The 21,283-nt window shown below is 61.8% G+C and carries 19 protein-coding genes and 2 tRNA genes; 7 read left to right on the top strand and 14 right to left on the bottom strand.

From position 1 onward, the window contains the following. Positions 1-328: 328 nt before the first annotated feature. The 8 genes from BTN82_RS01350 to BTN82_RS01385 all read right to left on the bottom strand — a co-directional run bounded on the left by BTN82_RS01350 (position 329) and on the right by BTN82_RS01385 (position 8,290). Entirely contained in the window at positions 329-1,522 is a 1,194-nt protein-coding gene (locus BTN82_RS01350) for a hypothetical protein (protein WP_261792923.1), read from the bottom strand. Positions 1,523-2,597: 1,075 nt separating this feature from the next. Further along, a tRNA-Thr gene (locus tag BTN82_RS01355) sits at positions 2,598-2,673 on the bottom strand. A 77-nt stretch (positions 2,674-2,750) separates the two neighbouring features. Continuing rightward, positions 2,751-3,572 carry an FkbM family methyltransferase gene (locus tag BTN82_RS01360; protein WP_075117389.1) on the bottom strand — a complete coding sequence of 274 codons (822 nt, stop codon included), beginning with the start codon at positions 3,570-3,572 and terminating at the stop codon, positions 2,751-2,753. A 355-nt stretch (positions 3,573-3,927) separates the two neighbouring features. Beyond that, complete coding sequence (locus BTN82_RS01365) at positions 3,928-5,139, bottom strand: methyltransferase (RefSeq protein WP_075117390.1); 1,212 nt, start codon at positions 5,137-5,139, stop codon at positions 3,928-3,930. 149 nt (positions 5,140-5,288) lie between these two features. After that, positions 5,289-5,978, bottom strand: coding sequence for an ABC transporter permease (locus tag BTN82_RS01370; RefSeq protein ID WP_044460683.1), 690 nt, complete (start codon positions 5,976-5,978; stop codon positions 5,289-5,291). Further along, positions 5,978-6,670, bottom strand: coding sequence for an ABC transporter permease (locus BTN82_RS01375; RefSeq protein WP_075117391.1), 693 nt, complete (start codon positions 6,668-6,670; stop codon positions 5,978-5,980). The genes BTN82_RS01370 and BTN82_RS01375 overlap by 1 nt, the downstream gene beginning before the upstream one ends. 77 nt (positions 6,671-6,747) lie before the next feature. Then, a complete protein-coding gene (locus BTN82_RS01380) occupies positions 6,748-7,503 on the bottom strand; it encodes an ABC transporter substrate-binding protein (RefSeq protein ID WP_075117392.1) in 756 nt (251 codons plus the stop codon). A 13-nt stretch (positions 7,504-7,516) separates the two neighbouring features. Continuing rightward, on the bottom strand, positions 7,517-8,290 hold the full coding sequence (locus BTN82_RS01385) for an ABC transporter ATP-binding protein (RefSeq protein WP_075117393.1): 774 nt from the start codon (positions 8,288-8,290) through the stop codon (positions 7,517-7,519). A gap of 554 nt (positions 8,291-8,844) precedes the next feature. Here BTN82_RS01385 and gabP point away from each other — a divergent pair. Then, complete coding sequence (gene gabP / locus BTN82_RS01390; RefSeq protein ID WP_075117394.1) at positions 8,845-10,242, top strand: GABA permease; 1,398 nt, start codon at positions 8,845-8,847, stop codon at positions 10,240-10,242. Positions 10,243-10,530: 288 nt separating this feature from the next. Here the strand turns inward: gabP and BTN82_RS01395 are convergent, their stop codons facing one another. Then, a complete protein-coding gene (locus BTN82_RS01395; protein WP_075117395.1) occupies positions 10,531-10,929 on the bottom strand; it encodes a hypothetical protein in 399 nt (132 codons plus the stop codon). Positions 10,930-11,034: 105 nt separating this feature from the next. After that, positions 11,035-11,997: an alpha/beta fold hydrolase gene (locus BTN82_RS01400; RefSeq protein WP_075117396.1), complete on the bottom strand. Its 963-nt coding sequence runs from the start codon at positions 11,995-11,997 to the stop codon at positions 11,035-11,037. 352 nt (positions 11,998-12,349) lie between these two features. On the opposite strand from BTN82_RS01400, the gene BTN82_RS01405 reads away from it, so the two are divergent. Then, complete coding sequence (locus BTN82_RS01405) at positions 12,350-12,799, top strand: hypothetical protein (RefSeq protein WP_075117397.1); 450 nt, start codon at positions 12,350-12,352, stop codon at positions 12,797-12,799. Positions 12,800-12,885: 86 nt separating this feature from the next. Here the strand turns inward: BTN82_RS01405 and BTN82_RS01410 are convergent. From BTN82_RS01410 to BTN82_RS01425, 4 genes are all read right to left on the bottom strand, one after another. Continuing rightward, a tRNA-Phe gene (locus tag BTN82_RS01410) sits at positions 12,886-12,961 on the bottom strand. Between the two features lie 103 nt (positions 12,962-13,064). Continuing rightward, positions 13,065-13,337 (bottom strand): oxidative damage protection protein, encoded by a 273-nt coding sequence (locus BTN82_RS01415; protein WP_007921798.1) that lies wholly within the window; start codon positions 13,335-13,337, stop codon positions 13,065-13,067. After that, positions 13,334-14,401: an A/G-specific adenine glycosylase gene (gene mutY, locus BTN82_RS01420; protein WP_075117398.1), complete on the bottom strand. Its 1,068-nt coding sequence runs from the start codon at positions 14,399-14,401 to the stop codon at positions 13,334-13,336. The genes BTN82_RS01415 and mutY overlap by 4 nt, the downstream gene beginning before the upstream one ends. After that, a complete protein-coding gene (locus BTN82_RS01425) occupies positions 14,398-16,626 on the bottom strand; it encodes an AsmA family protein (RefSeq protein ID WP_075117399.1) in 2,229 nt (742 codons plus the stop codon). The genes mutY and BTN82_RS01425 overlap by 4 nt, the downstream gene beginning before the upstream one ends. 428 nt (positions 16,627-17,054) lie before the next feature. On the opposite strand from BTN82_RS01425, the gene BTN82_RS01430 reads away from it, so the two are divergent. From BTN82_RS01430 to hisA, 5 genes are all read left to right on the top strand, one after another. Next, the gene (locus tag BTN82_RS01430; protein WP_075117400.1) at positions 17,055-18,716 is read left to right on the top strand and encodes an OFA family MFS transporter; all 1,662 of its coding nucleotides are present in this window, start codon (positions 17,055-17,057) and stop codon (positions 18,714-18,716) included. A gap of 294 nt (positions 18,717-19,010) precedes the next feature. Continuing rightward, entirely contained in the window at positions 19,011-19,604 is a 594-nt protein-coding gene (gene hisB / locus BTN82_RS01435; RefSeq protein ID WP_075117401.1) for an imidazoleglycerol-phosphate dehydratase HisB, read from the top strand. Next, complete coding sequence (hisH, locus tag BTN82_RS01440; RefSeq protein WP_075117402.1) at positions 19,604-20,242, top strand: imidazole glycerol phosphate synthase subunit HisH; 639 nt, start codon at positions 19,604-19,606, stop codon at positions 20,240-20,242. Before hisB ends, hisH begins: the two co-directional genes overlap by 1 nt. Then, positions 20,243-20,500, top strand: a complete 258-nt coding sequence (locus tag BTN82_RS01445; RefSeq protein WP_075117403.1) for a DUF2164 domain-containing protein — start codon at positions 20,243-20,245, stop codon at positions 20,498-20,500. A gap of 42 nt (positions 20,501-20,542) precedes the next feature. Continuing rightward, positions 20,543-21,280 (top strand): 1-(5-phosphoribosyl)-5-[(5-phosphoribosylamino)methylideneamino]imidazole-4-carboxamide isomerase, encoded by a 738-nt coding sequence (gene hisA, locus BTN82_RS01450; RefSeq protein WP_007921811.1) that lies wholly within the window; start codon positions 20,543-20,545, stop codon positions 21,278-21,280. Positions 21,281-21,283: the final 3 nt, after the last annotated feature.

A 21,283-nucleotide genomic window follows, 5' to 3' on the forward strand; every position in this document is an offset into this window, starting at 1 on the left:
CAAAATATAAGACGGTTCAATATTGTCTTCTGTCACTTGAACCTCGATATCCTGTACAGGATCTCGAACGACAGGTGGAAGCTCTGAATATGATGCAAACGTTAGGCCGGATCCTGAAGGGAAACGCACCAGTACCTGACGGCGGAAAACTTGCCCCTCAATCAGGATGGCAATTACCCTCGACAAGCGAGAGCTACTGCCAGCCTGTAAGATATCGAACATTCGTGACGGATTGAGTCGCATCCTCGGCAAGTCATCAGCTCTCCGATCTTCGAAGTCGCACAGAAATTTCTCCATTCTACGTAGAGCTTCCGCATCTTGAGGAAAACTACGTATTAAGGGAGATAACTTTTCCGCGTACATAAGAATAGTCTCCTGCGGAGCATGCACCTGGGACTGCGAACTCGTTAATATCACCACCCAACAACAGGTGAATTTCACGCTGCGGGTCCGTATCTGGTATCTTAGCGTAAACGTTTGCTCCCGTCACATGGCCGTCGCCTGCCAAGAAGCTGTCAATTGCTGCCATCGAGCCGTTATCAGACGAAAGGTTGTCGTCTTGGGACGACGAAGAAATTTGCAGCACTGCGCCAAGATCATTTACAGCTGTGGAGTTGCTATAACGAAACTCATGAGCGAGTGCGGCTCTATCTTTTAATATCTTGTCCTTTGCCGCGCCCAGAGACGTTGTACCAAATCCATCGATCGGTATAAATTTACGTATTCTCATTAACATATCTCTTACCAAGTTAGTGTACTTGGTTGAGTTGTCCTGCGAGGCAATGCGAAGTTCTAACAAACCTTCATGATTTAAGGTTGCAATATTTACCGCTCGTTTTTCAGTAAAATTATATTTTTTTGTAATAGTGCCTGCGTCGTGATCGATTGATTCTGATTCAAAAACTTTAGTTATGCGCTTTTCGATGATTTTTATCGTTAAGCTTACAGGTATTAAATTAGGGTCAGGGTGAAATACGCGTATATCAACTATTGTGGGGGAGTCTGGGAAATCAATGTCCAGTGGAGTGTCTAGTAGTGCGCCGAGGTTTTCTTCGCGCGCAATTGCACGCACCCGTACTGGGTTGATCAGTCCCTGGGCTCGTTCAGGAGTGCATTGATATAAAAAAGTGTGTTGGCGACCATATTCTTCAACCGTCTGCAAAAGCGCGCGCAGATCGGTAACAGTGAAAATACTTTGCCTCAGGGCCGGCAGGATGCGCTTTTCGTACAACTCGTCCCAGTTTCCAGACGTAGCGACGCCCCTTTCCTTGAGGAAGTCTCTAACGACTTGCTGGTTCGTTGCTTTTTTGATCAGTTCAAAAATGACAACCGAAAGCCTGCTATCTGCGTCACTCAGCACCCAGTCTCTCCTGCCTGTTTGAAGCTCAAAGCTCACATTGGTTACGCGAAGCGTACCGGCAGTGGTGGAAGGTCTTTGACCCTCGCTGGATACCAAGGCGGTCCATCGCTTGAGGGGGCATTCTGGCTCAACCCGCCCAGTTGGCACAACACGAATCAACATGAATCCACACGTATTTGCACGAAGCTATATAGATTGAGACGCATATCGACACTTCGTGTGTGCAGTATGCCGATTTAGCTGATCCCGCCCGCATTTGTGTCAGTGGCGTCAATAGTGTCTCTATTAAAGAAAACCATCTGGAAAAACACTTATCCCCCTCCCGCCGACGGGCCTTGCGTCCTTTTTTTGTGCAAATTCAAAAGTAGTGCAAGCGACCCTGCAGCCCAGGCCGGCCGTGGGGCTTCACAGGCGATCGCTCATTTCACGGTTTGCAAATTTTGGAAGAGAAGTGCAGCACGGTTGCACAGCGGGGCTCTGTATAGCCTTGGGCGGGCAATCGCTGCAGACCCCGGTTCTGCTGGGCGAAAAACTGGAAAACGTCGGTTTGAGCGAGTTTTCCATTTTGCGATCGGTCTGTTTCGGCTGGAGCTGAGCTGTGTCAGCGAGCCACGGCAATTCAGCTGCAACGCCCGTCAGTTGAGGGCTGCAGCCCGATTTTGGCTCTCGCAGTGCTTTCACACAACTGCACTCGTTTTCTACCTGGTAAGCGAGCCAGATCCGTTCTCCGAAAATGGAGCCGATGAGTCTGCGGCCATGTTTTTTCAGGCTGTCAGATGGCCATTTCCAGATGAGGGCTGGGAAAAAGGTAATTTTGGGAATTTGGTAGCGGGAGGGGCCTGTAAGCCTTGTGCGACGTGGCTTTGAGCGATTACCAGAGAAGGTAATTTAGGGTAATTGAAAAGGTAATTTTTCCGTAAGACACTGATTTTAAAGGACTTTATAAGGTAAGGATCTAACCTAGGTAAAAGGTAATCTGATTACTAAGAAATTACCCTATTATTACCTTTAATAAGTTTACCTAACTAATTGATTTTAAAGGCTTTTAAAGCGTTTCAAAAAATGAATTACCAAAATTACCTTTTCCCCATGGGTCAACATAAAACGGGGGAACCGCGTAGGCGGGGGGCGTTCAGCGGCGCGTGCTCGTAACCTGGTGAAAGGCCGCTTATTACGTCGCTTGTTACGTCTGAGGCAAAAAACAAGGGCCTGCATCGCTGCAAGCCCTTGATTTATATGGTGCCGGCACCAGGAGTCGAACCCGGGACCTACTGATTACAAGTCAGTTGCTCTACCAACTGAGCTATACCGGCGTGTGGGCGACGATTATAGCGATTGGCGGGGTTCTGTAAACCCCTGAAATCTGACTATTTTTGCTTTGTGCCAAGGCTTAGCCGCGGACCAGCACTTTCTTGAGTTTTTCGAGGGCGCGCCAGGAGCGGCTGTTGCGCAGGGCATGCAGGGCGGCTTCGGCGCGGTCGGCGCGTTGGCGTTCGGCGATCAGGGCTTGTTGCAGCTCGGTGGGGGGGACGACAAAGCGGTGGTCGGGGTTGAACTGGAATTCGTCGAGGTTGCAGGGCGGCAGGTCGAAGGCGCCCTTGAGGTTCAGGTGTTCTTCGGCCAGGTAGAAGGTGTTGATGCCGTCGAACACCACGGGGTGGTAGCCGGCGTCGGTGACCAGGGTTTCCCAGGTCTGGTTGCGTTCCCACGGGGTTTCGATCAGTAGGATCCACGGGCGCCAACGGCTGAAGTCCATGCTGCGCAGCACGGTTTCTTCGTGGCCTTCGACGTCGATCTTGAGGAAATGGATGGGACCGTCGACATGGCTTGCGCAAATGTCGCTCAGGGTTCGCGAGCTGACGGTCTGGGTTTGCACCTGCATGCCGGCGTCCTGATGCTGTTTGGCCAGGGCCGGGTCGAGGGTGGAAAGGCCGGTGTCGGCGATGCCGTAGAAGGTCAGGGCCTGGGCGTTGTCGCCGGCGGCGCATTGCAGGTTGGTGTCTCGGGGGCGCTGCTGGCACAGGGCCTGGTAGTAGGCCGGCACCGGTTCGACGTTGATACCGCTCCAGCCGCGGTCGTAGAAGGCGCGGGTTACCGAGTCGGCGGTGGGGTGATTGGCGCCGACGTCGATGTAGAAGCCGTGTTCGACCTGCTTGAGCGCGCGCCACAGGCGGATATCTTCGAAATTCTGTGCATAAGAAATGAACGTCACTGTCTTTTCCCGTCAGTCACAAAGGTTCTGGCCCTGGACGCGCCGCGGGCGCCTGCGTCTGTATAACAAGCGCCGCCGGCAGGCGCAATTTGCGCCTTGCCCGGTGCCGGTTTTCGGCGGTTATGTCCTTTGGTATTAACGCTTATGCACAATCGACGGCTGTTGCGCCGTTGTTACGGGCGATTCTGTGAATCCGTTCTCAATAGGCCGCAACTGGCTGTTTTTCCGCTGATTTATTGTTATGAACAAAAAATGACCAGTAGAGGGTTGGCCTTGCAAGAGGTGCATTCAGTGGCTTTACCGGGAATTCATCAACAGAGTTATCCACAGGCTGGATAGGATGATGGATCCACTTTTATCCACGCTCCGCCAGCAACAGCAGATTGCGCGGGGTGAGCGGCGCCGGGCAGAACAGGCCCAGTCGTACGCGGTAGCCCTGTTCCTGCAAAAACAGCGCGCGATCGAGTACCAGCCACAGCTCCAGGGGGCGGCGGAACAGGCCGCGCAGCAGTTCCAGGTTGCGCACCTGGGCCAGGCGCTGCCAGCCGGCGGCCTCCAGGGCCGGCCAGTCCTGCGCGCCAACTGTGGATAAGTGCTTGAGGGCGGCCAGGTCGCGACAGTAGTCGGCGAAGGGTTTGTCCAGCCAGCTGGCGGGCAGCGACGGGGTGGGCAGATATTCGTCGACGCCGCGCAGCTGGCGTTGCAGCAGGTCGAACCCCAGGCGTCGGGCCATGGAGCGGTCGCGCTGGCGGCGTACCCGGGCGCCGGCGGTGACGGTCTCGCTCAAGGGCAGCCCCAGGTCGTCGAGGGACAGTTGCAACGCCGAGGCCTTGGTCGGGCCTGAGAGCGGCTGATAACCCGGACCGCTGATGCGGTTGTAACAGCAGGGGGCAATCGCCATTTGCCGGCAACCCGCGGAGCTGGCCAGTTGGATCAGGCGCACATGCAGGTCGCCGCAGGCGTGCAGGGCCACCGGGGTGTGCCCGGCGTCCAGGCGGGTAACGGCATCGGCGGCGAGTACATCCTGCTGCAGGTGGGCGACCGGCAGCCGATGGTGTTCGCTCAATTGCTGGCCGCTGGCGACCAGGGCTGGGTCGTATTCCAGGCAAGTGAGTTGTTGCCCGGGTTGCAGCAGGCGGCGGCCGAGGTGGCCCTTGCCCGCGCACCAGTCCAGCCAGTGGTCGGGTGCGTGGGTGAAATCCAGGCAGGCGGCGAAGGCTTCGATCTGTTGCCATTTACGCCCGGGCACATCGACGTTGAGACGCTGGCGGGCGTCCGGCACCTCGTGCATCGGCAGCTCGGCCACGGCGCCCAGCGCGGCGGCGGTCTGGGCCAGGGCGGGAAAGGGCGCCGGGGCGTCGAGCCGTTCGGGGTGGTTATGGCTGGCCTCGGCGTCGTCCAGGCTGCGCTGGCGCAACCACTGGGCGAGCTCGGGGTGCCGGGCTTCCCACGGCAGCTGGCGCTCGGTGAAGGGGCGCGGGCGCCAGAGCGCTTGATGCTCGAGCAGAAAGCGGTCCAGGGCCTGGAAGCGGATGAGGAGTTCGGGGCCTTGGAGGATGGCGGGCATGCAGGGAGGCTCGGCAGGAGGAGGGGCAACTGTAGGAGCGAGCTTGCTCGCGATCCGCGTAGCGGCCATCCCAGGCGGTGTCTAGGCGGACGCTATCGCGAGCAAGCTCGCTCCTACAGGTTAACGGTGCGCCGGTAGGAGCGAACGGATCAGCGGCCCTGGCACTGCTCGACGCGCAGCCAGCGCTCCAGCAGCTTGAAGCCTTGCACCAGCACGTAGGACATCAGCAGGTAAAACACCCCGGCGGCGAAGAATATCTCCACCGGCAGGTAGGTGCGGGCAATGATGGTGCGGGCCATGCCGGTGAGTTCCAGCAGGGTCACGGTGCTGGCCAGGGCGCTGGCCTTGAGCATCAGGATCACTTCGTTGCTGTAGGCCGGCAGGCCGATGCGCGCGGCCCGCGGCAGGATGATATAGAACAGCGCCTTGGGCCTGGACATGCCCAGGGCCCGCGCCGCTTCGATCTCGCCCGGCGGGATGGCCTGGATCGCCCCGCGCAGGATCTCGGCGATATAGGCCGCGGTGTGCAGGGTCATGGTAGCGGTGGCGCACCAGAACGGATCGCGCAGGTACGGCCACATCGCGCTGTTACGCACCGCGTCGAATTGCGCCAGGCCGTAATAGACCAGGAACAGCTGCACCAGCAGTGGCGTACCGCGGAAGAAGAAAATGTAGGCGTAGGGCAGGGCGCGCACGTACCACAGGCGCGACGAGCGGGCGATGCCCAGCGGAATGGCCAGCAGCAGGCCGGCGATGACCGCGATGGCCACCAGTTCCAGGGTCAGCGTGGCGCCCTGGGCCAGCTTGGGCAGCCACTTGATGATCACTTCCCAGTTCATCAGGCGCTCCTCGCAAAGCCGCGAGCGGCGCGTTTTTCCAGGAAATGCATGCCGGTCATGGCCAGCACGGTCAGGCCCAGGTACATGAAGGCCGCCACCATGTAGAAGGTGAAGGGTTGCTTGGACACGGTCACGGCGATCTGCGAGTGACGCATGATCTCTTCCAGGCCGATCACCGACACCAGCGCGGTGTCCTTCATCAGGATCATGAACAGGTTGCCCAGGCCCGGCAGGGCGATGCGCCACATCTGCGGCATGATCAGCTTGGTGAAGATCCGCCATTTCGACAGGCCCAGGGCCACGCCGGCCTCACGATGGCCCTTGGGAATGGCGAGGATCGCGCCGCGGAACACTTCGGTGGCGTAGGCGCCGAAGCACAGGCCGAGGGCGATGACCCCGGCGGCGAACGCATTGAGTTCCAGATCGGGATTGCCGAAGAACTCGCCCAGGGCGCGCATCAGGTTGACGGTGCCGAAGTAGATCAGCAGTACCCAGAGCAGCTCGGGAACGCCGCGCACCAGGGTCGAATAAATGCCGCCAAGCCATTTCAGCGGCTTGTACGGGGAAGTCTTGGCCAGGGCGCCGAGCAGGCCGAGCACCAGCCCCAGGCACAGCGCCGAGAGAGCCAGCTTGACGGTCATCAGCGCGCCGGCGGCGAGCGCCGGGCCAAATCCGTGGAGATCGATATTCATGGATGGTTATTCAAGTCGCGGCAGGCTTTGCTAAGGACCGGCGCCCTCGGGGAGGGCGCCGGGCAGGCCAGTCAGTATCAGTAGATGCTGAACGGGAAGTACTTGTCGTTGATCTTCTTGTAGGTGCCGTCGGCCACGATTTCTTTCAGGGCGGCGTTGAGCTTCTCGCGGATCGGATCGTTCTTGCGCACGGCGATGCCGATCTTGTCGCTTTCTTCAACCGGGTTGCCCTTGAACTCGTAAGGCTTGCCCGCTTCGCTTTTCAGCCATTCGTAGTTGACGTACTTGTCGGCCAGGATCGCGTCCAGGCGGCCGGAAGTCAGGTCCAGGAAGGCGTTTTCCTGGGTGTCGTAGAGCTTGACGGTGATGTCGTCGCCCAGGTTGTCTTCCAGCCAGGTGCCGGCCAGGGTGGCACGCTGCGCGCCGATGATCTTGCCCTTGAGGGAGGCCTTGTCGGTCTTGAAGTCGGCCTTGTCTTTAGGTGCGATGAACTGCAGCTTGTTGGAGTAGTACGGGTCGGTGAAGTCCACCGCCTGCTTGCGCTCGTCGGTGATCGACATCGAGGAGATCAGGAAGTCGAACTTCTTGGCGTTCAGGGCCGGAATGATGCCGTCCCAGTCGGAGGTGACCACTTCGCATTCGACTTTCATCTTGGCGCACAGGGCGTCGCCGATGTCTTTGTCGAAGCCCACGACCTGGCCGCTGGCGTCCTTGTTGTTGAACGGCGGGTAGGCTGCTTCGATGCCCATCTTCAGTTTTTCGGCGGCCATCGCATTGGCCGAGAACACCAGAGTGGCGGCAGCGGCCAGGAGGAATTTCTTATAGCTCTGCATGCGTGTTGCTCCGTTAGCGGTTGCTGGACATGAATTGTTTGCAGCGCGCCGAAAGCGGGTTTTCGAACACCTGCTGTGGCGATCCTTGCTCTTCCACCAGGCCCTGGTGCAGGAACACCACTTCGCTGGAGACCTGACGGGCAAAGCTCATTTCGTGGGTGACCAGCAGCATGGTCCGGCCTTCTTCAGCCAGGGCGCGGATCACGTTGAGGACTTCCTGGACCATTTCCGGGTCCAGGGCCGAAGTCGGCTCGTCGAACAGGATGACCTTGGGCTGCATCGCCAGGGTGCGGGCGATGGCGGCGCGCTGTTGTTGGCCGCCGGACAGCTGGGCCGGGTAGGCATGGCGCTTGTCGGCGATACCGACCTTGGCCAGCAGCGCCTCGGCCACTTCGATGGCTTCGGCCTTGCTCTGGCCGAGGACCCGGCGTGGCGCCTCGATGATGTTGTCGAGCACGCTCATGTGCGGCCAGAGGTTGAAGTTCTGGAACACGAAGCCGATTTCGCTGCGCAGGCGGTTGATCTGCTTGCCGTCGGCGGCGATCAGTTCGCCGTTCTTGGCGGCCTTGAGCTTGAGCTCTTCGCCAGCGACCAGGATCTGGCCCTGATGCGGGTTTTCCAGGAGGTTGATGCAACGCAGGAACGTGGACTTGCCGGAACCTGAGGAACCGAGGATCGAGATCACATCGCCGTCGCGTGCGGTCAGCGAGACACCCTTGAGTACCTCCAGCGAGCCGTAGCGTTTGTGCAAGTTGCGGATTTCAAGCGCGGGCGTGGCCTCAGCCATGTGCGGTCCTCATGAGTTCATTGCGCTCCTGCTGGTAGCGGCTTTCCTGGCGAGGCGCCAACCTAGCATAGCGTTCGAATGACAGCCAACAGCGCTACGGGGGGTAAGCGAACGGCGTGTGGCAGGTTGTCGCATCAGCACAGCAGACTGTCGCGCCATCAACAACCGAACGCCCGTTTGAACCCAGTTCCCGGCGGGTGTCGCGTAAAAAAAGGCGCGATGGTGCCAGCTTTGGCCGGGTGTTGGAAGGGTAAAACGGCCAAAGGTTGCTGATCCGCCCTTTAATTGTGCGTGCCGCACTTTTTATGTGTGTTTCTGGTGCGCTGGTTCGTTATAGAAATGGGTGGTGCGGTAACGCTCTGGCGTAATGCCATTAATCTCAAGGGTTTGCGTCGATCCGCTGGTCGACTTCGCAAGCCACGCCGGTCGGGAGTCTGTAACATTTTGGCGCAAATCTTGCGTAAGAAATAAAGAACGCCCCGTTGGATTCTTTTTACAAGAAAGAACAGCCAGACCGGGCGGACGCTTTCGCTTTCTTCGCAAAGGTAGTTTCAATGAGCGGTACGCATACTTCCAACGACCTCGAGCAGGGGCTCAAACCGCGGCACGTCACCATGCTGTCGATCGCCGGGGTCATCGGCGCCGGGCTGTTCGTCGGCTCCGGCCACGCCATCGCCGAAGCCGGCCCCGCCGTACTGCTGGCCTACGCGGCCGCGGGCACCCTGGTGGTGCTGGTGATGCGCATGCTGGCCGAAATGGCCGTCGCCTCGCCGGACACCGGTTCCTTCTCGACTTATGCCGACCGCGCCATCGGCCATTGGGCCGGCTTCACCATCGGCTGGCTGTACTGGTGGTTCTGGGTGCTGGTGATTCCGCTGGAGGCCAACGCCGCCGCGACCATCCTGCACGCTTGGTTCCCCGACATCGCGATCTGGGTGTTCACCCTGGTCATCACCTTGTTGCTGACCGCGACCAACCTGTTCAGCGTGAAGAACTACGGCGAATTCGAGTTCTGGTTCGCCCTGATCAAGGTCGTGGCGATCATCGGTTTCGTGGTGCTCGGCCTGCTGGCGATCTTTGGCCTGCTGCCGACCAGCAATGTCAGCGGCGTATCGCACCTGTTCGACACCCAGGGCTTCCTGCCCAACGGCATGGGCGCGGTCCTGGCTGCCATGTTGACCACCATGTTCTCGTTCATGGGCACCGAGATCGTCACCATTGCCGCCGCCGAGTCGAAGAACCCCGGCCAGCAGATCAGCAAGGCCACCAACTCGGTGATCTGGCGGATCGGCCTGTTCTACCTGGTGTCGATCTTTATCGTCGTGTCGCTGGTGCCGTGGAACGACCCGAGCCTGGCGCAGGTCGGCTCCTACCAGACCGTGCTCGACCGCATGGGCATCCCCAACGCCAAGCTGATCGTCGATCTGGTGGTGCTGGTAGCGGTGACCAGTTGCCTGAATTCGGCGCTCTATACCGCCTCGCGCATGCTGTTCTCCCTGGGCAAGCGCGGCGACGCCCCGGCCGCGGCCAAGCGCACCAACGGCAGCGGCACGCCTTACTGGGCGGTGATCCTGTCCACCGCCGCGGCCTTCCTCGCGGTGTTCGCCAACTATGTGGCGCCCGCCGCGGTGTTCGAGTTCCTGCTGGCCAGTTCCGGCGCCATCGCCTTGCTGGTGTACCTGGTGATTGCGGTATCGCAGCTGCGCATGCGCCAGAAACGCGCCGCGGCCGGCGAGCAGATCGCCTTTCGCATGTGGCTGTTCCCGGGCCTGACCTACGCGGTGATCGTGTTCATCGTCGGCGTGTTGACCATCATGCTGTTCCAGGAGGGCCACCGTATGGAGATCATTGCCACGGGTATCCTGAGCCTCGTCGTGGTTGCTGCGGGCCTGCTGGTGGCCCGCCGGCGCAAGGCGCAGCGGCAGGCGCCTGGCGTGCTGAGCCGCGCTTGAGGGTTTGCCGGTAAGCACAAAGGCCGCTGTCAGCGATGACAGCGGCCTTTTTCATGCGTGCTCGCATCCCTGTCGCCGCTGCCGAAGGCTGCGTACGACCGCGAAGCGGGCGCCGCCTTTGAGACCGCAGGAGGTCCTGCGGACCTTGCGCAGCCTTCGGCAGCGGCTACATCGTCCGGGGGAGAACGCTATCGCGCGGTATGCGGCCACCCTGTAGCCGCTGCCGCAGGCTGCGCACGGCCGCGAAGCGGGCGCTGCTCTTGGGGGCGCAGGTAAGGGTGGTGATCCCTACTTCTTCATCAGCGCTTCCGAAGCCGCCAGGTAGTCGGCCTGGAACTCCGGGCTTTCGATCCAGGCCAGGGCGCCGGCCTCGTCGGTTTCGGTGGACCATTGGCGGTACTCGATCAGCGCGGCGAGGATGAAGTCCATGGCGCCTTCTTCGCCTTCCTGCTCGTAGACGATCTCCAGCAGCGGGTCTTCCAGGAACGCCGAGCACAGCGCCTGCTGGCTGGTCTTCGCGGCGTCGAGCATCTTCTTGAACAGCTCGGTCAGGTCCACCGACTCGAAGTCGATGCGGTCATCGTTCGGATCCAGCTCTACCGGCGCGGCATTGCGCTGGGCGCGGTTCTGCTTGGCCTTGGTTTTCGCCCGCTGGGCTCTTTTATGTTGCTTGTTCGCGGATGCCATGGGCGTCGTACCTTGTTGCGCAAAGAGGAGTGCCAGCCGTCGACGGGGCGTGGGGGCTGGCTTGCAGGCGGCAGAGGATGCCAGTAAATGCGCCGGCTGGCACGTTCAACGGTTACCGTCGATCAGGCGGCCCGGGGTATCCGTCGGCAGCGCCGCGTGTTGCAGCCAGGCCAGGGCGATCGGCCACAACCGGGCCTGGTACTGGCTGCGGAAGAACGCGAAGTGCCCGACCTCCTGCTCGCCGATGTCCGCGGGCTCGATGCGCAGGTGGCTGCGCTGGCTGGCGCTGAAGTAATCGAGCAGGCGCTCGATGGCCGGCACAGTGCCGTACGGGTCGTCGCTGATGCTGATGGCCAGCAACTGCGCCTCGACCCGGGCGAAGGGCAACGCTGGGTCGCGACGGGCCAACCGGCGGCCGCTGGGGCGGCGTTGATACTGCGCGGTGGGTGTGGCCCAGTCGCGCACTACGCCGGCGGGGGTGTCTTCCAGCCAGCCCAGGCGCTTGCCGGGGAAGTAGCCGTAAAGCGCCGTCAGCAGAGGCATCAGCACGTGCCATTTGCCCAGCATTCGCCAGCGGCTGGCTGGTGCGTAGTCGCGCCAGTAGGCGAACTGCGCGCCCACCGTGACCACGCGGCGGATCAACTGTCCGGACGCCCCGAGGCCCGCCGCGCAGCCGCCGAAGCTGTGCCCGACCACGTCGATGGGCTGGCCGGGAAATTCCCGCTGCGCGCGTTGCAGCATGGCTTCGAAGTCCAGGGAGCCCCAGTCCGACCAGGAGGCCTTGAGCCTGCGCATCGAGGCCGGCCGCGACTCGCCGATGCCGCGGTAGTCGTAGGTGATGACGTCGAAACCATGGCTGGACAGGTAGTCGGCAAACCGCGCGTAGTGCCGGCAGCGTACCGACGTGGCGGCATTGATGATCACCACCGGGCGCGCGGGGTCCGGCTCGGCGTGGCGCCAAGTGAAGCCGCCCAGCATGTAGCCGTCGGCGGCGGGCTCGCGAAAAGCCGTGCCGGTGGTCGCCGCGGGGGCTGCCGGCCGGGCCGCGGCCGGGGACTGAACCGTCATCGCGCGTATTCCTTTTCGGGCTGAAAGGGGGAGTCGATGCTTTTGGATGCAGGCATTAATAACCGCTGCATCCGTGCGCTGGCAATCGCCGGTAACGACGGGGCCATTAGCTGCTTTTGCTCAAGGCCCCACGCCGAATCGGTCTAAACGGCCTGACATCGGGGCGTACACTGGAATCGCGGCCGGCGAGCGTGTTGCTCCTGCGCCGGCGTCAGCTTGAGCATCGCTTGCCTGAAACCTGACTGAGCCATTCAAGAGGAAAAGGGGAGACCCGGACGCTACCGCTCTGGGGCTGGACACGTGATGGTGGCGTCCCATTCAGGGGTTCGCGAAGAACCCGGGAGTGCTCATCATGAAGTCGTTTTTTTTCTATGTCGGAACAGGCGCGATCGCGGCACTGCTGTCGCTCGGCGTGCCGGCCGCCACCTTCAGCAACGAACCCATCGACCCGGCAGGCGTGCAGCTGGAGCCACAACAGCAGAATGGCATTGCCTACGTCGCAGGCGGCATCGGCCTGGACGAGTCGCGGTCGCTTCTGCAGACCAAGGGCTACAACCTGCACATAACCTTTTCCGCGGGACCGGAAAACCAGTACACCGCGGATGTCGACCTGGTGATCCAGAACCCGCAGGGGCATCAGGTCCTGGCCCTGGACCAGGTGGGACCGATCGTCTTCGTGCAATTGCCGGCCGGTCGATACCAGGTCGCGGCTACCCGCAACGGCACCACCGAGCGCGGCACGGTGGACATGAAAGTCGCGGGTATCCGCGACCTCAATCTGCATTGGAATGGCGGTTACTGAATGAGGGCGGCGCTGCTGAAACCGGCGCCGGTAAATCCCAGGCAATAAAAAACCCCTGAATCTTGCGATTCAGGGGTTTCGGTATTTGGTGCCCAGAGACGGAATCGAACCGCCGACACGGGGATTTTCAATCCCCTGCTCTACCGACTGAGCTATCTGGGCAACGGGGCGCATTAAACGGGTTTTTCGGGGGGGCGTCAAGCAGGTTTTGAAAAAAAGTTTAATTATTACCGCCGCTTACGTTCCCACCCCGATTCGAGGGCAATTATTCGGACGGCGGCACGTAGCCGTCGGCCTTGGCGTATTCCTCGCCGGAGAAGAACTTGTCCATTTCGCCTTGCAGGTATTTGCGGTCTTCGGCGTTCATCATGTTCAGGCGCTTTTCGTTGATCAGCAGGGTCTGGTGTTTCTGCCAATCGGCCCAGGCCTTGGCCGACACATGCTCGAAAATTTCCTGGCCCTTGGCGCCCGGGTACGGCGGACGTTCCAGGCCCGGCAATTGTTCCTTGTACTTGCGGCACATTACGGTGCGGGTCATTGCAATTCTCCTGCGTTCAATACGTCGGCCGCGCGCTTGAGCAGTTTTTTCACCGGGGCGGCAAGGCCCAGGCGCGGCGGGGTGGCGAGGTTATACCAGAGCCAGTCGGCCTCGGCGACGTGCAACGCCGACTCTTCGACCTGGATCAGCCAGGGCTCGATGGCCAGCTGGAAGTGGCTGAAGGTATGCACCAGCCCTGGCAGTTCGTGTTGCCGGCCCAGCTCCAGCGAATGCTGCGCGGCCAGGTGTTGCAGGTCTGTCAGGTCGTCCAGTTCCGGCAGGCTCCACAAACCGCCCCACAGGCCGCTGGACGGGCGGCGGTAGAGCAGGATGGCGCCTTCCCGGTTGGCCAGCATCGGCATCAGGGTGCGCTTCTGCGGCACTTCCTTGCGCGGCTTGGGAATCGGGTAGCGGGTTTCCAGGCCCAGCATGTGCGCCTCGCAGCCTCGCTCCAGCGGGCACAGCAGGCAGCTGGGCTTGGTCCGGGTGCAGAGGGTGGCGCCCAGGTCCATCATCGCCTGGGTGTAGTTGTTTACCCGGGCCTGCGGGGTGAAACGCTCGGCGGCGGCCCACAGCTGCTTGGCCACCTTGGGTTCGCCCGGGTAGCCCTCTTGCGCGGTGAAGCGTGCCAGCACGCGCTTGACGTTACCGTCGAGGATCGGCGCGCGCAGGCCCATGCTGATGCTGGCAATGGCGCCGGCGGTGGACAGGCCGATGCCCGGCAGTTCGGTGAGTTTTTCCACGTCGCGAGGAAACTCGCCGCCATGCTCGGCGACCACGATTTTCGCGGTCTTCTGCAGGTTGCGCGCGCGGGTGTAGTAGCCCAGGCCGGTCCACAGGTGCAGCACTTCGTCTTCCGGCGCGGCGGCCAGGGCCTCGACCGTCGGCAGCGAGGCCATGAAGCGGTCGAAATAGTTGAGCACGGTGCTGACCTGGGTCTGCTGCAGCATGATTTCCGAGACCCACACCCGATATGGGTTGATTCCTTGCTGCCAGGGCAGGTCATGGCGGCCGTGACGGTCGTACCAGTCCAGGACCGCCGGGGCGAACTGCTCGGCTCTCATCGCTTGAACAGCCCCTTGAGCGCGTTTTTCAGTTCCGGGCTGACCTTGTCGCCGAGTTTCTCGTCGAGCTTTTCGCTGAGGCGGTCGCCGGCCAGCTTGGCCGCGACCTGGCCCAGGCCGTCGCGGTCCAGGCGGCAGGCCTTGGCGCCCAGCTCCAGCGGGCCGCGGCAACGCAACGGCAGCTCGATGCCGACAAAGCGTTCGCCGACCTGGCAGGCCGGGTCCGGCATGGCGCTCTGGTCGCCTTCGACGACGATGCCGACGCGGTAGTCCATGCCCAGCACGCGCAGGTCGATGTCGCCATTGCCGTTGACGCTCATCCCGGGGATTCGCACTTTCAGGTCCGGGTTGCTGGCCACGCCGTTGCGCAGGGTCAGGCTGCCCTTGAGTTCCTGGAACGGCGTGTCCTTGCCCCGCGGCTCGCTGCTGAGGGTCTTGCGGTTCAGCGTGGCGATGCCCTGGCAGAGTTGCTGTTCGAGGTTGGCGTTGAGCAGCACGCCGTTGTTGATGACGAAACTGGCGTTGCCGTTGAGGCTGTCGATCAGGGCTTTCTGGCTGTTGCCGCTGCCGCTCAGGTTGCTGTTGAGCGTGACCAGGCCCTTGACCGGCGGGTTCTGCCCCTGGCTTTCCAGGATGCGTTCCACCGGTACTCGGTTGATCTTGGTCTGCAGGCTCAGCAGCGGTGTTGGCTGGCGTACGTCGAGGTTGCCGCTGGCGTCGAAGCTGCCGTTGTACAGCTCGCCGCGCAGGCCTTCGAGTTTCAGCAGGCCGCCCTGGCCGCTGGCCTTGAGCGTGGCGTTCTGGATCGGCAGCTTGTCCAGGGTCAACTGGCCGAAGCTCAGGTCGGCGTCCACGTCCAGCTTGCTCAGGCGTTCCACCGGCAGCAGGCGCTCGGTGCTCCAGGCGCCCTTGGTCGGTGCATCCGGCAGCGGCGAGTTGCCGGCCCCGGCGATGGCGCTGGCTTCGCTGCTTTGCACTTCGGCCTTGCGCGCCACGGCGGCGCTGTTGGCCTCGGCGGATTTCGGCGGCAGGTAGCGGTCGACATTGAAGGTGTCGGCCTTGAGCTGGGCGCGGAGCGCTTGCTTGGCGAAATCCTCGACCGCCAGGCGGCCGCTGAAGCTGCTGTCGTCGAGCTTCAGGTTGATGTTTTCCAGGGCGACGCTGTTCGGCGTGGCGGACAGGCGGCTGACCAGTTCGACCTTGCTCAGGCTGCCTTCGGCCATGGCCGGCAGGGTCTGGCCGATGCTGTCGACGAACTTGGCCAGGTCGAACTGGGCGATGGAGATTGCGCCGCTGACCTGCGGGGTCTTGTCCAGGTCGTTGACCTTGAGCTCGCCGAGGGCGCGCAGCTGGTTGAGCGAGAGCTTCAGGCTATTCCATTCGGCGACGTTGGCGGCCTTGTCCAGCAACAGCTGGCCCTGGGCGGCGAAAGTCAGGGTCTTGCCTTGCAGCGGATCGCCGGTGGCTTCGCCGGAGAGCTTCATGTCTTCGAACTGGTAGCGCCTGAGGACGCGGTCGAAACGCAGTTCGCCATTGAGCTCGGTACGCACGCGCACGGCCGGCTGGGTGCTGGCGAGGAAGGCGGTGAGCTTGACCGGGGTATTGGTCGCTTCGTGGACCGGCCCGGTGCTCAACTGGATGCTTTCGGCGGTGAACTGCTTGCCGCTCTGTTCGTCGTTGTATTCGACCCGGGCGTTGTTCACCGTCAGGCTGTCGATATCCAGGCGGATCGGCTGCGCCGGTTTTTCCGCGGCGGCCGTCGTCGTTGGCGTGGTCTTGCCGGTACTGGTGGCCGGGGTTTGCGCCTGTTTCTCGGCGGGAGCGACCTTGCCGATGTCTTCCCAGTTGCCGTGACCTTCCTTGTTGCGGCTCAGGCGCAGGTTCAGGCCTTCGACGCGTACGTCGCTCATCTGCACTTCGCGGCGCAGCAGCGGCAGCACGCGGACCGACAAGCCGAGCATCTGCAGGTCGGCGAACGGCTGGGTCGGGTTGGCCAGGGTGGCGACGCTGGCTTCGTGCAGTTCCAGGCCGAGCCAGGGGAACAGGCTCCAGCCGATATCGCCATTGAGCGTCAGCTCGATGTGGGCCTTGTCGCGGGCAATCTGGCGAATTTCTTCTTTGTAGTCGTTGGGATCGAACAGGTGAGTCAGGGCGAAACCCAGAGCCACGATGATCAGCAACAGCCCCAGAAGTACCAGACCCAGGATTTTGCCGAACGCTTTCATGGGCGAGTCCTTGTAGTGTCGAATTCGAATTTAGCCGGGGAGTATAACGCCCCGGGCCTGACGACTGGTCACCGTTCGCTCTGGAGGACCCAGGGTTGGCAGGAACCGTCTGCAGTTGAGGCGCCAGGCTTGCCGGCGATGGGCATCAAGCGTTGGGTTGGACAGGACGCTGCGCAGGCAAAGGCTGGATCCTACACGGACTCAATCATGGGTTTTTCGGGTTTTCGGTACAGATGAATCGGAAAAAGGTGATAGCAGTTTGATTTTTCTGTCACGGGCAAATGGTAATCTCTCGCAGTTCTTCTGCCCTTCTGCGACGAAAAGTCGCACTCTATGGAGCTTCACCCGACAAAATGGCCACGTCTGCGTGCAAAGGTCATGGGTGAAGAGTGGCCGACGAATAATTCCAATAATTGGGGGAAACATTCATGAGCACTAGCACCGAGGCGGGCGCCGCTGCCGCCCAGCCAGCGTTCTTGTCCAAAGAACGCATCATCGCCAAGCCCGGTTTCAACCGTTGGCTGGTTCCACCGGCCGCCCTGGCCATCCACCTGTGCATCGGCATGGCCTACGGCTTCTCGGTGTTCTGGTTGCCGCTGTCCAAGGCGCTGGGCGTCAGCGCTCCGGTGGCTTGCGCCCCGGACATGAGCTTTATCGCGCAGGTCTTTTCGTCCCAGTGCGACTGGCCGATCTCCATGCTCGGCTGGATCTACACCCTGTTCTTCATCTTCCTGGGCTGCTCCGCGGCGATCTGGGGCGGCTGGCTGGAACATGCCGGCCCGCGCAAGGCCGGCGTGGTGTCGGCGCTGTGCTGGTGCGGCGGCCTGCTGATCTCGGCGCTGGGTATCTATACCCACCAGATCTGGCTGATGTGGCTCGGTTCCGGAGTGATCGGCGGTATCGGCCTGGGCCTGGGCTATATCTCGCCGGTGTCGACCCTGATCAAGTGGTTCCCGGACAAGCGCGGCATGGCGACCGGCATGGCGATCATGGGTTTCGGCGGCGGGGCAATGGTCGGTGCGCCGCTGGCGGCCGCGCTGATGAGCCACTTCGCTTCGCCTACCGGCGTCGGCGTGTGGCAGAGCTTCCTGGTGATGGCGGCGATCTACTTCGTGTTCATGATCGGCGGCGCACTGTCGTACCGCGTGCCGCCGACCGGCTGGAAGCCCGAGGGCTGGACCCCGCCGGCGAAAAAGACCGCGAACGCGATGATCACCCACCGTCACGTGCATGTGAACGTGGCCTGGAAAACCCCGCAGTTCGCCCTGGTGTGGCTGGTGCTGTGCCTGAACGTGTCCGCCGGTATCGGCATCCTCGGCATGGCTTCGCCGCTGTTGCAGGAAGTCTTCGCCGGTAAGTTGCTTGGCAACGACCTGGCCTTCGGTCAGCTGGACGCCACGCAACTGGCTTCGATCGCGGCCATCGCGGCGGGCTTCACCGGCTTGCTGAGCCTGTTCAACATCGGCGGTCGTTTCTTCTGGGCGTCGTTCTCCGACTACCTGGGCCGCAAGAACACCTACTTCGTGTTCTTCGCCCTGGGCTTTGCCCTGTACGCGCTGATCCCGAACCTGGGGCACCTGGGCAACGTCGCGCTGTTCGTGGCGGCGTTCTGCATCATCCTGTCGATGTACGGCGGTGGTTTCGCCACGGTCCCGGCCTACCTGGCGGACCTGTTCGGCACGCAGATGGTGGGGGCGATCCACGGTCGCCTGCTGACCGCCTGGGCCGCGGCGGGCGTACTCGGCCCGGTGCTGGTGAACTACCTGCGCGAGTACCAGTTGAGCATCGGCGTCGAGCGCGCCGCGGCCTACGACATCACCCTGTACATCCTCGCCGGCCTGCTGGTGCTGGGCTTCCTGTGCAACCTGCTGGTGCGCCCGGTGGCCGACAAGTACTTCATGACCGACGCCGAACTGGCCGCGGAACAAGCGCTGGGCCATGACAAGGGCACCGACAGCAGCACCGTGCTGGAGTGGAAAGCCTCGTCCGGCAGCGTGCCGCTGGCCGTCGCCGCGTGGCTGGCGGTGGGCATTCCGCTGGCGTGGGGCGTGTGGGTGACCCTGCAGAAGACGGCGGTGTTGTTCCACTAAGCAGCATTCCTGTAGGAGTGAGCAAGCTCGCTCCTACAGGGGGCTCTGTGTAGCCGCTGCCGCAGGCTGCGATAAAGTCCGCAGGACCTTCAGCGATTTCAGGATCGCCACGGCCGTTCCGGCCGATCGCAGCCTTCGGCAGCGGCTACAGGTTTCATATTGCTTGTCATGACAGGTATGGCCCCGGATATAGGGGTTCGCGCCCGTCAGGATATTGTCCTGCGTGTTTCTGTTTAGCCGCCGTCAGGCCTATAATGTTCGCCTTTTTCGCCCAATGATTTTGCGGAGCTGGTGATGGCCGAACGTAAGGCGTCCGTCGAGCGCGACACTCTGGAAACCCAGATCAAAGCCTCGATCAACCTGGATGGCACCGGAAAGGCCCGATTCGATATCGGGGTTCCCTTCCTTGAACACATGCTGGACCAGATCGCCCGGCACGGGCTGATCGACCTGGATATCGAAAGCAAGGGCGACCTGCATATCGACGACCACCACACCGTGGAAGACGTCGGTATCACCCTCGGCCAGGCCTTCGCCAAAGCCATCGGTGACAAGAAGGGCATCCGTCGCTACGGCCACGCCTACGTGCCGCTCGACGAAGCGCTGTCGCGCGTGGTGATCGACTTCTCCGGTCGCCCGGGCCTGCAGATGCACGTGCCGTACACCCGCGCCACCGTTGGCGGCTTCGATGTCGACCTGTTCCAGGAATTCTTCCAGGGCTTCGTCAACCACGCGCTGGTCAGCCTGCATATCGACAACCTGCGTGGCACCAACACCCACCACCAGATCGAAACCGTGTTCAAGGCTTTCGGCCGCGCGCTGCGCATGGCCGTGGAGCTGGACGAGCGCATGGCCGGCCAGATGCCTTCGACCAAGGGCGTCCTGTAATGCAGACAGTCGCGGTTATCGATTACGGCATGGGCAACCTGCACTCGGTGGCCAAGGCCCTCGAGCATGTCGGTGCCGGCAAGGTGCTGATCACCAGCGATGCCAGCGTGATTCGCGAAGCCGACCGGGTGGTGTTTCCCGGCGTCGGCGCGATTCGCGACTGCATGGCGGAGATCCGTCGCCTGGGTTTCGACGCGCTGGTGCGTGAAGTCAGCCAGGACCGTCCGTTCCTCGGCATCTGCGTGGGCATGCAGGCCTTGCTCGACCGCAGCGAAGAAAACGACGGCGTCGACTGCATCGGCCTGTTCCCCGGCCAGGTGAAGTTCTTCGGCAAGGGCCTGGTCGAGGACGGCGAACACCTGAAAGTCCCGCACATGGGCTGGAACGAAGTGCAACAGACGGTGAGCCATCCGTTGTGGCACAACATCCCGGACCTGGCGCGTTTCTATTTCGTGCACAGCTACTACATCGCCGCCGGCAATGCGCGGCAAGTAGTCGGCAGCGGTCATTACGGCGTCGATTTCGCCGCGGCGCTGGCCGAAGGTTCGCGCTTCGCCGTGCAGTTCCACCCGGAGAAAAGCCACACCCATGGCCTGCAGTTGCTGCAGAACTTCGCGGCGTGGGACGGGCGCTGGTAAATGGCGGTCAAGAAGAAGGCGCCGATCCTGACCCTCACTCCCGAGCAGGAGAGCGAGGCCAACCGCAAGATCCAGCGTTTCATGGAAGATCGTTTCGAGCTCGACCTGGGCTCGTTCGAGGCGGCCGAGATCCTTGAACTCTTTACCCGCGAAATTGCTCCGCACTATTACAACAGGGCGATTTTCGATGTGCAGGCCCAGCTCAAAGAGCGGTTCGAAAGCATCGAAAGCGACCTGTGGGCGCTCGAGAAAAACTGATTCCCGAGCCAAGCTGAACAATCGAATTTGAAGGTTTTCCAGATGCTGATTATCCCCGCTATCGATCTTAAAGACGGTGCCTGTGTACGTCTGCGCCAGGGCCGCATGGAAGATTCCACGGTGTTCTCCGATGACCCGGTGAGCATGGCTGCCAAGTGGGTGGAGGGCGGTTGCCGCCGTCTGCATCTGGTCGACCTGAACGGCGCCTTCGAAGGCCAGCCGGTCAATGGCGAAGTGGTCACCGCCATCGCCAAGCGCTATCCGAACCTGCCGATCCAGATCGGCGGCGGTATCCGTTCCCTGGAAACCATCGAACACTATGTCAAGGCCGGCGTGAGCTACGTGATCATCGGCACCAAGGCGGTGAAAGAGCCTGAGTTCGTCGCCGAGGCCTGTCGCGCCTTTCCGGGCAAGGTCATCGTCGGCCTGGACGCCAAGGACGGTTTCGTCGCCACCGACGGCTGGGCTGAGGTCAGCTCGGTGCAGGTCATCGACCTGGCCAAGCGTTTCGAGGCCGACGGCGTGTCCGCCATCGTTTATACCGATATCGCCAAAGACGGCATGATGCAGGGCTGCAACGTGCCCTTCACCGCCGCCCTGGCCGCCGCCACCAAGATCCCGGTGATCGCCTCCGGCGGCATCCACAACCTGGGCGACATCAAGGCCCTGCTGGACGCCAAGGCCCCGGGGATCATCGGCGCCATTACCGGCCGGGCGATCTACGAAGGCACCCTCGACGTCGCCGAGGCGCAAGCCTTCTGCGACTCCTACCAAGGCTGAGGA

This window comes from Pseudomonas chlororaphis, from assembly GCF_001921865.1.
Lineage (GTDB): Bacteria > Pseudomonadota > Gammaproteobacteria > Pseudomonadales > Pseudomonadaceae > Aquipseudomonas > Aquipseudomonas chlororaphis_D.